Origin of the sequence: Collinsella sp. HCP28S3_B9 (genome assembly GCF_052066095.1) — a bacterium.
Classification (GTDB): Bacteria; Actinomycetota; Coriobacteriia; order Coriobacteriales; family Coriobacteriaceae; genus Collinsella.
The window spans coordinates 1-16421 of the sequence record NZ_JBQHST010000031.1; the positions used below are offsets into that span (position 1 = coordinate 1).

Below are 16421 nucleotides of genomic sequence, written 5' to 3' on the forward strand. Positions count from 1 at the left end.
GTTCGGCAGGGCCGAGCGGAAGTCGCGGCGCACGAGGTTCGGCGGGGCCGGCGTCGGCTCGCCCGCATAGGAGCTGTAGGGCCTCCTCTTCCTCCTCATCCACCTGGGGACCAGGCCCTCCTCGCGCATGATGCGGAGGACGACCTTCTCCGAGGCGCGCACGGGCTCGTCGAGCTCGCGCAGGCGCGCCGTCACGAAGCGGTACCCCCGCGCCCCCTCGCCGTCCTCGGTGAAGATCCTGCGCACGAGCGCGCGCAGGGGCGCGCGCCGGTCGGGCCTCGCGATCGCGCGGCGCTGGTACTCATAGGAGCTCTTTGATATCCCCAAGGAACTCGTGAGTTCTCTCAAGGACCACTTCCCGCACGGCCTCAGGCGGTCTATCACCAGGGTCTTCTCCCTGTTCGACATCCCGTCGAGGCTCTCGGCTTTTAAAACGTCCTGCACCGCCCTCAGCACCGCGTTCTCGAGCCTGAGCCGCTCGATCAGGGCGTCCTTGTCCTCCGGGTCGATGTCGGGGTAGTCGGGGCCGTCCCCGACGAGTCGCGGCAGGTCCATTCCTCCACCGGCCCTTCCCGCGGGCTTGCGCACGTCCCTGATCCAGCGCCAGACGGACGTCTTGCCGGGCCCGCCGAGTATCTCGGTTATCTCCATGACGGTGAGCCCGGCGCCGCGAAGCGCCCTGGCCCTCTCCACCATTCTCCTACTGTATGCCATGCGGACTCCGTTCCGGACCTCAACGGTCCAACTTTTTGTCCGCAGTCCCCTTCAAACGGAAACCGTGTCCCGGAATTTGGCCCCAGAGTGGGATGCGCTTTCCTAGTGGGCCTCCAAGCGGAAACTGCGTCCCAGAATTCGGCTCCAGAACGGGATACGTTTTCCGGCAGGGGCCTCAAGTGGAAGCCGCATCCCAGAATCCGCAATGGCATCGAAGCGCAATTTATGTCCGCACGGGCGGCTATGTTTACTGCAACGTAGTCATTCGTGGAAAGGACGGATGCCATGGCAACGGATAAGACCGGTTATGTGAGCGTTGGTGCCCGGATCGAGGATAAGGTCATGCCCGATCGCGTGATCTTTAGCATTGGCTTTGGCGGCCGCTTTGATACCAAGGAGGCGTGCCTGGACGATTATAACTCCGATCGCGCCAAGGTCGCCGCTGCGTTGGCGCCCTTTGGCCTGGATGACGAGTTAACGTGTCGCCGGTACACCTGCTATGCGCAGACGACGCGCAAAAGGGCAATCATCGTGGGCTACGACTACTATGCGTACGGCACGGTTGCCGTGCCTGTCGATTCGATTGACTGTGCGGCTGTGTGGACGGCGCTCAACACCTGCGGATCGCATGCCGACATGAACATTCGATTTGAACTTGCGGATGAGCGCGCGGCGGAGGACGTCCTGATTGCCCGCGCTGTCGAGCGCGCTCGCGGTAATGCGCAGGCGCTTGCTGCGGCGGCGGGGACTAAGCTGGGCGGCATCAAGCACATCTCGTATAACAGCCGGCCGGGGGATTATGGTGGGGTGTACTGCGCTGCCATGGGCGCTCCCGATGGGGCATCCGGAGGCCTTGGGGAAACGGTGCTGGATCCGGAACCCATCGAGGTCGAGTGCTCCGTGGACGTGGAGTGGTGGTTGGAATAGTGGACGAGTCGAGCGAGCGTCGAGCCTTCATGACTGAAAATTCATTTGTTAAACCTGGCAACCGTGGGTAGAATGAAGTCGACGGCAGCCCAAGGGTGATAGCTGGGCAGCGCCGTTACTTAGTTCAAGGGGTCAATGCCTTAACGGCGTCGACCCCTCTTCTTTTGCTTCGTACGCTGCTTAAGTGCCTCGGAAAGTCCGATAAGCGCGGTAAGGAGCGAGACCAAAGCGGTCAGGAGCTTCACGAAATCAATCAGATCGGTCATGGGCATCACCTCCCGTCGCATGGAGGGCGCTGCCCGGCACATGGAACTGCCGTCAACAATAACCAGTCTATCAAACTGCAGCCATAAATACGAATATATGTTCGATAATAACAGCGACGTGGCCATCTCAAAGCGCGGCTTTACGCAAGGGTGCCGGGTGGCCGCGCTGGGCGCTTTCATGTCCGCACGGGCGCCTATCCTTACGGCAATGTAGCCGCCTATGTAGCAAGCGGCAGGCAACGGGGAAAGGCCATAACCGTGTCAGCTGAAAAGACGCCGGGTATCTCGGCTATCGATACGACGAACTTTGCGCGCCAGATCGTGCTGGACTTTGAGTTTGCGCCGGTGCCAAAGCAGCGCCAGCGCCGTGGGTTGCGCAATGAGATTATCGAGGTCGGCGCCGTTAAGCTCGATTACCACGGCAACGTTATGGGCGAGTTCTCGCAGTTTGTGCAGACAGAATTTACCGAAGGCGTTGCGTATCCCGTCCGCGAGCTCACAGGGATATCGGCCGTGGACACCGCGATGGCCGATCCGCTCTACATAGTGATCAAAAGGCTCGGTGATTGGATCGGTCGCTACTCCGCCCAGGTGGTTTGCTGGAGCGGGACGGACCGTCGACAGCTTTTGACCGAGTGCCAGGCAAAGCACATCGACCTTTCCGCATTTCCTACGGACTGGGCCGACCTGCAGGCGTTTTACACCTCGATTATGGACGTGGGCAGCCACGGGCGCGTCTCGTTGGGTGACGCGGCAATGTGGTTTGGCATCGAGTTCGACGAGTCGACGGGTCACGCCCACAGCGCCCTGGCCGATGCACGCGTGACCGCCAAGCTGCTCAAGCAGGTGATGGACGGGGACTACCACGTGAGCCCGCGCGCCCAGGAAGTCCGCCAACGGTGGGGGATGGGCGAGCGAGCCGAGACGCGCCTTTCCAGCAAGTGCCCCGAGCTGGGTGACCTGCTGCTGAAGCTGAAGGCGGAGGGGAGGTAGGGGCGTTGTCGGTCCTCGTAACCGAAGCCCATTTTATATTGATATGAGATTGTAGCGATTCATATGCGTGCGATGCATTCCGTTGAGTTAGAGGGCCCTACTGATAACTAGGCATGCAAACGCACGCTTGTCGATTTAATGCCAATATCGCCAGGTTTTCCGCGTAAGCTAGTAACATATTGTGCTGGCCGAGATAGATGACTGCGCGGATGGTGTCAAATGGGTTCTGATCTCAATAACTTATCGGTTGTAGATAAGGCAGAGGCCCTTTTTGGATACTTGGAAGAGTTCTCCAAGATTAGGATGAAGATCGTTCGCAACGTAAGCGATTACGCTTCGGACTGCATTGATTTGGAGAGCTTGCCAACAGATAACGGATGGATCGAGGTGCGATTTCGCGATTCCGCTAATAACGATGGTCCGATTTTGAGTGTCGCTAAACCGGAGTTCAAAACGTGCCCGCAGCCTCCGGATGAGATCGCGCCGTGGATTGCAAGCGGATGGGAAAGCTATAAGAACCAGATAGGGTTCAAGTTTCCACCCGAGGAGCTTGCGGAGGCAAATGAAGAAGCGCCTCAAGATCTATTTATGTCCGATCCCGCTAGAGCTCAACTGCTTGAGGAATGGGGCGGCGAGCGAGACAAATGGGTCACATACCAAACTAAGGCGACAGAAGCCTCTGGGGTGTATGAGCGCCTGTTTAAAATGAAAGAAAAACTCAAGAGCGACCCCGATAAACTCGAGGTTGTTGCCGCATCGATGAACGTTCGGCTTTCCGAAGACAAGAGGGTGGATCACCCAGTCTTTACGCGGAACATGAGGATTCAGCTCGATGCGGAAAAGGGAATCATTTCCGTTGAAGACGTCGATTCCGACACGTTGATTCAAAAGGACCTGCTGTCTCAGTCTCAGAATCTGACGATGAGCAAGATTAGTGAGGCGGAACAGAGGCTCGACGAGGAAGAAGTGCATCCGCTTGATCGTGATGCAATTGCCCGTGAAGCCAAACTGCTCGTGAATCAGCTATCGCCCAAGTCTCGTTATTTTGACCGCGCTGATGCTGCGCGAGACCAAGAAGCCGATATAGACGTTCGACCCGGTTTCTATTTAATCTTTAGGCAGCGTCCTGATGGAACCGCGGGCGCTATCGGCAGAATTGTAAAAACGATTGATGAGACTCAGCGCGTCCCTGCGTTCTTAAACGGCCTTCTTGGCGAGTTTACGCACGATGAAACCACTCCGGTCCTTGAGGATTTATCGGACGGGTCTACGGTTTCTCGGCGCTTGGCGGAGGCAAACGGAGAAGACGACGAGATTCTATTGGCGAAACCTGCTAACCGTGCGCAGTTAGAGATTGCCAAGCGAATCGAGCAAGATGACGCCGTTCTCGTTCAGGGCCCTCCGGGCACCGGTAAAACCCATACGATTGCAAACCTGATGGGCAGCTTTTTGGCACAAGGCAAAAGGGTGCTTGTAACGAGCTATACCTCAAAGGCTTTGACGGTTCTTGCCGACAAGATGCCTCCTGAGCTCAGAAGCCTTTGCGTGTCTTCGCTGGCATCTAACGGCAAGGACGCTCGTGATTCGGTAGAAGCAATCGTCAACCATCTCGGCGAGCATTCGATAAGTGAACTGAATAAATCCGTGCAGGAATTATCTTGTCAGCGAGAAGAGATACTGGTTGATCTTGCAAAGGCGCGCAAATCCGCCTTTGTTGAACGAGAGGCCGAGAACAAACAGTTTGATCTGGGGAATGAAACCCTCACTCCGCATGATGCCGCACAATTTGTTGCAAAGAATAAGGAAGAGCTGGGCGACATTATTCCCGGCCAGGTGAAGCTGTTAGCGCAGCTTGATATTTCGATTGTCGAGGAGCTTTACCAAAGCAACGGCATTGCCTCTGCAGAAGATGAGGCAGAGGCGATCTGTCTACAGGATGTCGACTGGATGGCTTTGCTCCCTAAGCCAGACGTCTATGCACAGGAGTTTGAGAAATATAACCAAGCCAGTTCTTTGGCGGATGAGCTGATTCGTCGCCACGGTTGGGAACTATGCGACGATGGGGGAACGGTGGAGATTGGATCGGCTGTTCTTCCCGTTTTGGACGATGAGTCCGAAGCATTCGGCACGGTGAAGAACCTCGTAATGCACGGAGCTCTGAGCGAGGAGTGGCAGCGAGGGGTCGCTGCGAGATCCTTGAGGGGCGAGGGCGAGAAAACGATCTGGTATCGTCTCTGCGATGAGGTTCAGTTGCTTGAACAGCAGGCTTCGTCATATCGAAGCAAGTGGTTTCCGAGGCAGGTTGCGCTTGGTGACAACGGCGATTATCAACAACTGCGCGCGCTTGTAAGCGGGTACAAAGAGTACCTAGCTAAAACGGGCCTGCGAAAGTTGCTTTCTTCGGTCAAGAACTTGCCCGATGGTGTGGCGGTCAACGGGGCACAGGCGGCTTCGCCCGAGGACTGCGATGCCATCCTGGATTACATAGAGCTTATGGACAAGCGACACGCTTGCGCCATTCAATGGGATGCGCTTATGGGAACCGTTGGCGTGAGCTGCTTTGCAGAGTTGGATAGCAGTGAGCCCGAGCACGTGGCATTTCGATATGTTGAGGGTATTAAGGCGGCCCTTGCGTGGAAAGCCGAGTGCATTGACAAGCTGTTTGACGCATTGGACTCAAACGGTATCTCTCATGAAGCGTTCTTTGACTGCCCTTCCATGATTTCCGAAAAGGAGGTCGTGGCCAAAACCTTGCAAGCACTGGAAACGGATCTCACGGATTACCTTAAGTTGTGTGTCGCACTCAAAAAAATAAGGGCGATTAAGGCATGGGCAGAGGACGTTTTGAAAAGAATCGAAGACGCTTCGGCCAAGCACTGTGAGACCGCTGTCGCATTGAGCGACTGCATCGTGCAGCTTCGCCCAGCTGGGGATTTCGGCGAAGCGGTTGACCCCGAACTCGGCTTGGTGCAAACATACCGCGATCAGTACAATCGTCTACAGTGGCTGTGCGAAATAAGGGCGGCAGTTAAGCGCCGACATGAGCAACTGAATCAGTTGTCGCAAATTGCTCCGGGATGGGCACAAGCCGTTCGTGAGCGCGAGGGCGTTCACGGGGCTACGAGCGTTCCGCGGGATATCGAACGAGCATGGAAATACAAACAGTGCCAGGCAATCGTTGAGTATGCCGATCGTGCAAACTCTTCCAATCCCCAGAAGGAAATTTCTGAGCTGGGCAAACGCTATCGTGACATAACGGCAAAATTGGCAGGCATGATGGCGTGGCTCAAGATTCACAAGGACCTTGAGAGCAATACAGAGCTCAAGGTCGCGCTGAACGGCTGGAAGCAGACGGTCGCGCGAATTGGCAAGGGAACGGGCAAGAATGCATCGCGGCATCGCTCGAAGGCCCGTGCTCTCATGGCGAAATGTCAGCGGGCTGTGCCGGCATGGATTATGCCGATTGGCCAAGCGCTTGACTCTTTTGACCCCGCCAGCAATCTGTTTGATATCGTAATCATCGACGAGGCAAGTCAGGCTGACATGACCGCCCTGGCTATTACATATCTTGCAAAAAAGGTAATTGTTGTTGGTGATGACAAACAAGTAAGCCCTCTTTCTGTCGGTGCAAAGGAATCCACTGCCGAAGGATTGGCTGCTTCATATATCGAGGGAAAGGGAATTCCCAACGCCCATCTGTATCGAGCAAGATACTCGCTTTACGAAATTGCCCAGCAGGGCTTTTCGCCCATCATGCTTACCGAGCACTTTAGGTGCGTGCCGGATATCATCGGCTTTAGCAATGGACTATCGTACGGTGGAAAAATCAAAGCGCTGAGAGACGCCGATGCGGGTGGATTGATGCCGGCGTTGGTTCCCTTTCGCGTCAAAAGCGGCATGCGCTCGGGCAAGGCGAAGATTAACCAGCAAGAGGCCAAAGCCGCAGTTGCGATTATCCGTGCCTGTCTTGAGCAGCCAGAATATGAGAACAAGACATTTGGCGTTTTGTCCTTGCTGGGAGAAGAGCAGGCTGACTTGATTCGAAACGAACTGCTTAAAGAGATGGATCCCGCTGAGTTTGAAAAACATGAGATTATTTGCGGCAACGCTGCGGGTTTCCAGGGCGATGAACGCGATGTCATGATTCTAAGCATGGTTGACAGCAACGAATCCGAGACTCCCTTGCGCTTTATGGGGACGGGCTCGGATGACGCATACAAGAAGCGTTACAACGTTGCTGCGAGCCGCGCGAAAGACCAGATGTGGCTTGTATATTCGCTTGATCCAGCTCGTGATTTAAAGAGTGGCGACCTGCGTAGGCAGCTAATTGAGTACATGCTCGACCCGCATACGTTTGACACTCAGATTGAGGAGGCGCAAGAAAAAGCCGAGTCCGATTTTGAGTTGCAGGTGTGCACTGAGCTTTCCAAGCGCGGTTATCAATATGAGCAGCAAAAGGAAGTCGGAAGCTACCGCATTGATATTGTCGTGCAAAGCGACCATCACAACGTTGCTATCGAATGCGACGGCGATCGTTGGCATTCAACCGAGGGGCAAATTATCGCGGACATGGAGCGACAGACGATTCTGGAACGTGTGGGATGGGATTTCATCCGTATTCGAGGTAGTGAGTTCTACAGCGATCGGGATGCAACGATGGATCGAGTTGTAGCCGAACTCGCTATTTACGACATTAAGCCAGGCCAGCAGTTCCCCACGGTTGCCCGTGACACCAGCGAACTTCTCGAGCGAGTGCTCGAGGCGGTTCGTGACAATTTCGATGACGAAGTGGACGAGAACACACTCGAGTCCACGGTTGCTCGAGATTCGGCCATCGCAGCCGCTCTTCAAGAACAGGAGCCGCCGCGCGAGCCGGATATGCTATCGAAAGATGATGGCGCTAAGGAAGCGCATGCCAAGGCGGATGACTTTGCTGTTGCGGCTGGCTGCTCGGATGTGATCGAGAATGACGACGCAAGCGGCCAGTGCGAGCAGGTGGACGAACAACGTGGACAGACAATAACTGAGGATTCGCGTCAGGAGATGCTTCTGCTCGCACTCGAACGGGCAGGGCATCGGTTCTATGAAACCGAGCAGGCGGACGTCTTTTGGGTGCTTGGGGACTTATCAATGCGGGCGTCAATAAAGGACATCTGTTCTTCGTTTGATTACAGTTGCGTTTACAACTTTGGGGACACCGGCGCGAACACTGGTCTTTCCGGATGGATTTTGTACCCTAAGGGTAAGCGGGCTAGCATTGCACATGCGCTGCAATCAGAAGCGCTTACGCTGCAATCAGAAGCACTTAAATGGCATAAAGGAAACAGTTGTGGGGATGCTTTGCTTGCTGAGTTGAACTCTCTGGGCCTCACCTGTATTGATAAGCGAAGCAAACACGGTGCGCTATGGGTCATTGACGATCCGGTGTTTAAGGAAAAACGCCTCGGCATCGAGGCAAAATATAAAGTGAGGTTCAAATACAGCAAACAAGGGTCAAGGTCGACATCGTCCCGACCTGCGTGGTACACAAAATAACGAAGCATTCACGAAGTACATGAACGGTGTCTATTAATTGCACAACAAATAATTGAGGTCGTAGAGATAACCCGCTTGCCGAAAAGGCCCTGACGCTCTTCTATAGTTGGGAGACAATGGATAAAGTTTTAGCAAAGGGCCCTGCGTCCTGAACCAATAGCAATTAAACCTGGAGTGTACTTCGTGGATATGCCTGCGGATTAATTTCAGGAGCTCGAAACGATAAACTTCGCCTTCAATGAGGCTGACACGATTGTCATCGGACCCGACAACGTCACAATTTTCAAGGTGGTAGAGGAAAATGCCGAGACGGGCGATGGTTCTGAGGAAGTGATTGTGTAGATATCTTCGAGATGGGGCGCAGGTAGGGCTTAGCGCCAGACCTCCAACGCCTTGTCCGCAAGCCATTCTGCGCGTTCGGCGATGTCGCCCTCGTCCCAAGTCTTCTTCTCCAAGGCATCGGCCATGGTCGCAAGGCCGGCGGCGCAGAGGGCCAAGCCGTCCTTGTATCCCTTTCCCTGCTTCTTGGTGGTCCAATCGGCATCGCGGATGGAGGCGTTGAGCGAATGCGTGATGATGGCGAGGTTGCCGAGCGTGAGGAGCTTCCGGTCCCTTCGCGTGGCGGCTTCGTCGTCGAGGGTTCCCCATTTGTTTCGCCACTTCTTGGGCATCATGTGCTCGAGGGTGTACTGGTTGAATCCGAGCAGGGCTGTGCTGCTCATGCCTGGGCGAATGGCGCTTTCCAGCAGATAGAGGACGCCCTTGGACTGGAGGTTGTACAGACACGATTCCTCGAATGCCGCTCGAACCTCGGCGTCGCCGGGCATGTATGTCGTCGCCTCGTCATTGGCTTCGAGAGCCTTCCTCAGCGCCTCCGCGTCCTTCACTTCGTTCAGGATCAGCGAGGTGAACAGCCTGTTGTAGTTCTTCGTGGTCGCCTGAACCAGCGTTCGGCGGATGACGTAGGTCTCAAGCAGGGCGAAGACCTCGGATTCTTCGCCCGAAGACTCCGCGTTCTTGCGAACGTAGAGCACGTACGGGATGAGCGTCGAGTTCTTGAGGCCGAATATGAGCACGTTCAGGCGCTCGATGCCGGGGGCGGAGGGGATGTCCGCGTCGCAGCAGCTTGGGTCAAACGTGGACTCGAACACCTTGGCATAGGCCTTCATGCTGTCGAGGATCTCGTCCTTGTCTCCGTTGCAGTACCTGCTGATGAAGTCCTTGTAGGACTGGAAGAGGTTGGACGTGCGCGAATAGAAGAGCTTGTCCTCGGTCGTGACGCCACGCCTCTTGTCCTGGACCAGAATCTGGAGGAACGCGTCGAAGAAGAGGTCGACGAGCGTGCGCTTGATGCGCCCGGTCACGACCTCCTGCTCCCAATACTCCCTCTTCTCAGCCGTGGGCTCGAAGACGTCTTCCCAGCACTCCTTGAACGCCTGCTCGTTCTCGCGGTTGAAGAAGTAGTTCTTGAGGAGCTCCGCCGTCGTCAGGCGCACCCCGAGCGAGTTGATGGTGTCGAATATCTGCTGCTCGTCCTCGCCCTCGGTAAGGTCGATGCAGACGAACTGGACGTTCGACTTGATCGTGTTCCTGTCGACCTTCTCTGGGTCGATGTTCTTGAGGAAGTAGTTGTAGGCGCGGATGATGGCCGAGGAGCCCTCGACGGGCTCGCAGCCTGTGGCATTGACGACCTTCTCGAAATCCTCATGATCGAACTTGCCATGCTTCAAGGCGACTTGGCCAGTCTCCAGGACGAAATCTCGCTCGAACAAATTGTTGGTGCCGTTTTTCGCACAGAGTGCCTTGAAAAAGATGACCATGGTCGTGAGTCGCTGTTGGCCATCGATGACGGTGCGAATCTCGGAGACCTCGGACCAGGTATTGCCGGAGGAGGCTTGCTTCAGAATGATGGAGCCAAGAAAATAGGGTCGCTTCGAGGCGGTGACGAACTCCATGTCGCCGAGGAAGCGCTCCCATTGCTCTTCCCCCCAGACGTACGCCCTTTGGTAAAATGGTATTTCGAGCAGGCGCGATCCGTTGAACACGCCACTTATCGTAGATTTTCCTGCATCCATCCTTAAAGACCTATCTATCCTTTGCGGTTATTCTTGGCGGGTCAATTTCGTCAATACACCGCTTAGCCTCTTAATACTCCAGACCCTTAGCATCGGTAACGTTGAACGCAACCAACTCGGCTGCCGATGCCGACAACGCAAGTATCTTTGGAATGAGGAGAGCTTAACGTTTCATTCTTAGTGTTTCGAACCAAAGGCGGTTTCATCAGCGCGCTTGAAAAACAGCTTTCTGTCATGTCTTCAGGCATGATGGAGTCAGGTTCTTTTAGTCAGGCATAGACTCTTCACCCGAAAGCTTGGTGACAGTTTCATCGGATGAATCGCTAATCTTATTAATGCCTTGAACTATATCTTCAATTAGTCCACAAAAACCATCGAAGGCGCCAGGAGCCAGCTCACCAGAAGCACCACACTCAACCTTGTATTGGCAGCCTTGATGGAAATCGAGCGCCTTAAACAACTCCGTTGCCTTTATGTCATCCGCCAGCGGAAACACGGTGGGAGCGTTGTTTCCGACCTGCATCGAAATGCCGCTGCCAATGCCCTCAAGTTTAATCAATCGCATCATATGCCCTCATTCTCTTGCGTATAGCCTCTATGCCGCCGTCCATAATGTTAGCAACTTCCTCAAGAATCACTCCTTTGTCGTTTGACTCAAGGCAGCCAAAAGAAACATCTAGAGGTTTTTCTTTCCCTTGCTTTAGAACGATTACATTATCAGCGTCCTGATTGACTACGAGAAGAGGACTGTGCGTGACAATGATGACCTGGGATCTTAAGCGGAGACCGTTAAAATAATCTGTTAAATGGGAACTCACTCTATTGTTTGAGATGTTGTCTTCTGGCTGATCGGCCATGAAGACGGATAGCGACGCCTGGGCGCTTGTGACGTATCTGTAGTACGTTAACGACATCTCGCCAAGAGTATTCCCCATCTTTGCGCTTTCGACGTCCATAATTGTGTCGGTTACGCATTCCTGAGCTTTTATGAACTTATCGACCATGGTATCGAATGACGTTTCCCAAGGCTTTGCACAGCTCGGTATCGCACTGGTTATATCTTCCACAGACTGGATCGAAAGCAGCTTGCCTAAATCCTGATATGCTTTGTTGAAGCACTGGAGGAAATCTCCTAAGAGGTCGGAAGAGTCGGAATACTTCGCACGCCGAACGAACTTAAATCCTTGACTCGGCTTTTGGGAAACTCCTGCGCCATTGTCTAGCACCGGAAAGACGGGCGGATTCTTTTCGACACTGCTTTGTTGGGCAAGCCAAACAACGTCGTCGACAAAAGAGCGCTTCGCTTTTTTATAAGCGGTTTTTTCGTTATCTTCTTCGCTGCTACGTTGTTCGGTTCGTTGATCGTAGGCCTTGATGGAGTTTGATATAACGCCTTTAACCAACGCTTCCGAATTGACTTCCTCGAAGGAATCCTTGACTCTCGAGGATACGATTTCAAGCTGGCGCTTTGCCTCTTGCAGGTGTTTGATCTCTTCATCGGTGTAGTAGTTGGGCCCCCTTCCAATTTCGGTGTCGATTTTGGTTGTGATGGTGGACAACGATTGGTTGGGTGCAGTCCATTTGTTTGTCACATTGGTGAAGTCTTCTGGGCAGGAAACGACGAATGAGTAAGTTGTACCTTCCAGGCTTGGCTGCAATGTAAGCGCAGATTCTCCGACAGCAGACAATTTCGTTGCAGCATTGATGTTTGCCGCAATTCTTGATTTCAGACTAGAAGAAAAATTGCGAACCGCATCTTCGAACGAGCTGTTAGAGACCTCTTCAAATAGACTGTCGTCGAACACCTTGCCGTTTTTGTTGTAATCACCTTGAAGCTGACCTTGCGAAACGAATATAAGGCTTGCCTTATCCGGATGCCTGTTGCAGGAAAACTCAGTTCTGCTCTTGAGCGTTTTCACCCATTTTTGCTTCGGAGATTGCTCGGCCAGAAGTGTCAGCAGAGACGATTTACCTATTCCGTTTTCACCTATTATTACGTTAATCCCAGGACTCATTGGGATGGTAGCCCCACATAGCTTGATCTCAGAAATGTAATCGGGGCGCATGTCGTAGGCACCCGCCCGCAAGCGCGTATGCGGAGACGTAAGCGCCATCAGCAAGCCTTTGAAGGTGGGCAGCGCTCGCATTTTAGTGCAAAAGGCTTCCTTGGCTTCCGCCGCTTCATCATGCTTTGGATAGCAAGACCATTGATGGCAGTCGCTGCCAATCACCATCCGTGCCGGAAGCTCTAAATCGGAAAGCTCGCTCCGAAGAATCCCCTGTACGACGGGTTTGTTGTATTCAAGTGCGTCAATGTATCCGAACTTATAGGCGTTCAGGCCATCGGTCGCTCTGCCGAGCGATCTCTTTTTCTGGCTGCCATTGAAGCCTGAATGCTGATGAGCAATCAGGATCGTATTCAGTTTTATCTGCTTAAGAAGCGCCTCGAATGATGGGATGTCGTAATAGCCGCCCTTATCTTTAATCAAGTTCTTTTCTATGACCCTTTTGATGCGAAGCCGATCATCAGGCGACTTCGCATCAAAGATCGTTATGACATGCGCGATGTCGCGATCTGGTTCGAACTTAACATCAAATTCAACACCAGCAAGAAGGGACAGCCCGAGGTGGTCTGATTCGATTTTCGAATACAAAGCCTCATACAGCTGATCGTTGAAACGGTTATGGTCGGTTATGGAGAACAACGCGATGTTGTTCTCCCTTAGCGCGGATAAAAGCACATGACTGTGCTCACTATCGCATTCGCTAACCAAACCTTTCGGCTCTTTATATGCACTCGCTTTTGAGTGTATATGCAAGTCAACGTTGATGAGCTGATTAAGCATCTCTAAGCTCTCACCGCCTCGTACTGGTACGTTGTGCGCACGTTGTAGTGGAAGTCGTTTCCAAGATCAAGCGCCTCGAAGTGCTTCTTGGCGCATCCGATCTTGATCTTCTCCGCGTCGCGCAGGGCGGGCTCGCCGTTCTTTCCGCCCTTGGTCTCGGTCACGAAGTAGACGCGGCGCTCACCATCAGCTTCCTCGACATACGCCCAGTCGGGGTTGTAGCTGCCGAGCGGCGTGTCGATCTTGAACGTCGAAGGGAGCTTCGCGAAAACGAGCACCTCCTCCTGCTTGTCGAGAGCCTCGGCAAAGGAGCGCTCGACCCCCGCCGAGTCGTAGACCACGTAGTTGTACAGGCTCTTGCTCGTCATGTCCGGCTTCCACGCGTTCTGCCCAAGGTAGGCCGTGTAGTCGTCGAGCTCGAGATCGCGCATGGTGTACCACTCATCCTCGGGAAGGCGCACGTACTTGATGCCCTGGGCGATGAGGTCGTTCTTCACGCGGTTGATCTTGTCGCCGACCTGCGCGAGGAAGGTCGCGGGGTCGATCTCGAACTCGTCGAAGCGGCTGCAGCCCTCGAGGATCGCCTTGATGGTGCCGCGGGTGAGCCCGACGGCGTCCTGCAGCTCGGCGATCGGATCGGGAAGGTCGTATTTCACCTTTCCCGAGACGGACACCACGGAGGTGCCCGTGCCCTCGGCGCTCACGCCCGCGTCGTCGATGCCCAGCGAGGCGCGCTCGCTGGTCACCTGGGGCGGGCGCACGGGGAGCATGCCGTCGACCGCCTCGATGGCATGCTCGATGAGCTTGCCGGAGTCGACCTCGACCCGGAAGCGTGTGCGCTGGCGGATGCGGTCCCACAGGGCCTGGAACGCAGGGTCGAGCGTGACGTCCTTCTGCAGCTCGACCGAGACCTCCTTGGCCTTGTCGCGGATCTGGACCCTCTGGGACTTGTGGATGATGATTGCCTCGACCTGCTCCTTGGCGGGCTCGAGCTCGGCGGGAAGGTCCACCTCGCCCTCCTCGGCGGCCGCCTTCAGCTCGGGCGTAACCGCGCCCTTGCCGTCGACCATGCCGGTCGCGACGAGGTGGTCGAAGACCTGCTTGGACTTCTCGTAGCCCAGGCGCTCCTCGACGCCCTCGGGGGTCTTGACCGTGACCTTCGTGAAGCTCTCCGGAGTGATGACGCCGAACTTGAAGTCCTCGGCCTCGAGCTCTTTCTGAAGCCCGTTGGCGAAGTCGTCGTAGCTCTCGTTGGCGATGACGGTGAGCACGTTCGCCTCGGGGTCGTACAGGCGCTCGCCGTCCTGGTTCACGCACAGGCGCAGGCCGCGGCCGATCTTCTGGCGCTTGGTGAGGTTGTCCTTGGTCTCGACGAGCGTGCAGATCTGGAACACGTTGGGGTTGTCCCAGCCCTCCTTGAGCGCGGAGTGGCTGAAGACGAACGAGACGTTCTTGTCGGCGTCCTTGCCGTCCGGGAAGGAGATGAGCGTCTCCTTCTTCTGCATGATGAGCTCGAAGGCCCCGGCGTCGTCGGCGGTGCCGGCGGCTCCCTTGGAGTCCTTGAACTTGCCCTTCTTGTCCTTGGCGAAATAGCCCTGGTGCACGGCGTGGGGGTCGCGCACCAGCGGGGCGCCGACGGCCTCGTAGCACTCGAGCCACGTACCCTTGCCGATCCCCGCTGCCTTGGCGACGCGCCTGGGCGCCTTCGAGTTCAGGGCACCTGCGTACTCCTCCTCGAACATCTGGGCGTACAGGCCGCCGTGGACCTCGGGCTCGTAGACGCGGTAGCGGTCGACGCGGTCGATGAAGAAGAGCGAAAGCACCTTCACGCCGCGCGGCCACAGTTCGAACTGGCGGGCCAGGTGATCCTCGATGGTGCGGCGGATCTGCGCGCGCTTGACGACCTCCTCGTTGACGTCGCCCAGGGCTTCGCCCAACTCGAGCACCTCACCATTCTGGAACTCTATGAACTCGTCGCCCTCGGCGGCGCCGATGTTGTTAACGACCCAACCGTTCTCGTAGTCGCTGTTCTCGCCGCTCTTCTGGTAGAGGTCGGCGCCGGTCTTCACGGTGACGGCCTTGCGCTTCTGCGTGCCGTCGGCCTGGCGCACGTCGATGGACACCTTGGCGGAGAACGGGTCGGACTTGACGGACTCGAGCCTCACGTAGGCGCCATTGAGGTTGGCCTCGGCCTTGATCGAGTCGACGCAGATACCCTTCACCAGGTGGCGCTCGAAGGCGTCGACCGGCGTGAGGCGGTAGATCATGTTGTAGGCCTGCTTGTGCGTGGCCGAGTAGCGCAGTACGAACAGCGGGTTCAGGCTCTTGATGGCGGCCTTGGCCTGCTTGGTGTTGTCGACGCTCTGGGGCTCGTCGATGATGACGACGGGCTTGCACGCGCTCACGAGCTCACGCGGGCTGAAACCGCCGGTGAGCCGCTCGCTGGTCCGGTGGAAGAGGTTGCCCTCCTTCGCGGTGCCGTCCTTCTCGAGGCCCTTGTTGAAGGCGTCGATGTTGATGACCATGACCTGGATGGAGCTCGACGTGGCGAAGTTGCCCACCGGCCCCATGTCCTTCGAGTCGTACACGAAGTAGTCGAGCGGCGTGCGGTCGTAGAGCGTCTCGAAGTGTTTGCGCGTGGTCTGGAAGCTCTTGAGGACGCCCTCGCGGATGGCAACGCTCGGCACGACGATGACGAACTTGGTGATGCCGTAGCGGCGGTTCAGCTCGTAGATGGAGCGGATGTACACGTATGTCTTGCCGGTTCCCGTCTCCATCTCCACTGTGAAGTCGCGCAGGCGCCCGTCGGTGAGGACGTCAGTTGCCGGGAGGCAGCCATCCTCCTGCACGGCGTGCAGGTTGTCGAGAAGCTGGCCCGGCGCCACGCGGAGCTCGTTGCCGTGGCCAACCATGAGCGCGCCAATAGCCGTCTGACCCATGCGGCCGGAATCGGCAGAGAAAACGCTGCTGGCGAATTGCTGTCCACGGAACAGGTCGCAGGTTGCCTCGATGGCCTCCAGCTGGTGCTGCTGATCGGATGAGAACTTGAACTCGAGTGCCGCCAT

9 protein-coding genes are annotated in these 16421 nt (G+C 55.8%); 3 read left to right on the top strand and 6 right to left on the bottom strand.

Translation table 11 applies throughout. The features are described 5' to 3' along the window. Window positions 1-714 (bottom strand): IS3 family transposase (locus ACTNBB_RS07695; protein WP_441057608.1); only part of this gene is annotated, 714 nt, incomplete at its 3' end. Between the two features lie 285 nt (window positions 715-999). Here ACTNBB_RS07695 and ACTNBB_RS07700 point away from each other — a divergent pair. Then, window positions 1000-1641, top strand: a complete 642-nt coding sequence (locus ACTNBB_RS07700) for an SIMPL domain-containing protein (RefSeq protein ID WP_441057611.1) — start codon at window positions 1000-1002, stop codon at window positions 1639-1641. A 140-nt stretch (window positions 1642-1781) separates the two neighbouring features. On the opposite strand, the gene ACTNBB_RS07705 is transcribed toward ACTNBB_RS07700, so the two are convergent. Further along, on the bottom strand, window positions 1782-1907 hold the full coding sequence (locus ACTNBB_RS07705; protein ID WP_255412934.1) for a hypothetical protein: 126 nt from the start codon (window positions 1905-1907) through the stop codon (window positions 1782-1784). Between the two features lie 258 nt (window positions 1908-2165). Here ACTNBB_RS07705 and ACTNBB_RS07710 point away from each other — a divergent pair, with 258 nt between their 5' ends. After that, a complete protein-coding gene (locus ACTNBB_RS07710) occupies window positions 2166-2900 on the top strand; it encodes an exonuclease domain-containing protein (protein WP_441057617.1) in 735 nt (244 codons plus the stop codon). Between the two features lie 219 nt (window positions 2901-3119). Beyond that, on the top strand, window positions 3120-8435 hold the full coding sequence (locus ACTNBB_RS07715) for an AAA domain-containing protein (protein ID WP_441071066.1): 5316 nt from the start codon (window positions 3120-3122) through the stop codon (window positions 8433-8435). A gap of 371 nt (window positions 8436-8806) precedes the next feature. Here the strand turns inward: ACTNBB_RS07715 and ACTNBB_RS07720 are convergent, their stop codons facing one another. The 4 genes from ACTNBB_RS07720 to ACTNBB_RS07735 form a co-directional block, all read right to left on the bottom strand. After that, window positions 8807-10510 (bottom strand): DUF262 domain-containing protein, encoded by a 1704-nt coding sequence (locus ACTNBB_RS07720; RefSeq protein WP_441057623.1) that lies wholly within the window; start codon window positions 10508-10510, stop codon window positions 8807-8809. Between the two features lie 265 nt (window positions 10511-10775). Continuing rightward, entirely contained in the window at window positions 10776-11078 is a 303-nt protein-coding gene (locus tag ACTNBB_RS07725) for a hypothetical protein (protein WP_277014654.1), read from the bottom strand. Continuing rightward, window positions 11062-13356: a hypothetical protein gene (locus ACTNBB_RS07730; RefSeq protein ID WP_441057629.1), complete on the bottom strand. Its 2295-nt coding sequence runs from the start codon at window positions 13354-13356 to the stop codon at window positions 11062-11064. The genes ACTNBB_RS07725 and ACTNBB_RS07730 overlap by 17 nt, the downstream gene beginning before the upstream one ends. 2 nt (window positions 13357-13358) lie before the next feature. After that, complete coding sequence (locus ACTNBB_RS07735) at window positions 13359-16421, bottom strand: type III restriction-modification system endonuclease (RefSeq protein WP_441057632.1); 3063 nt, start codon at window positions 16419-16421, stop codon at window positions 13359-13361.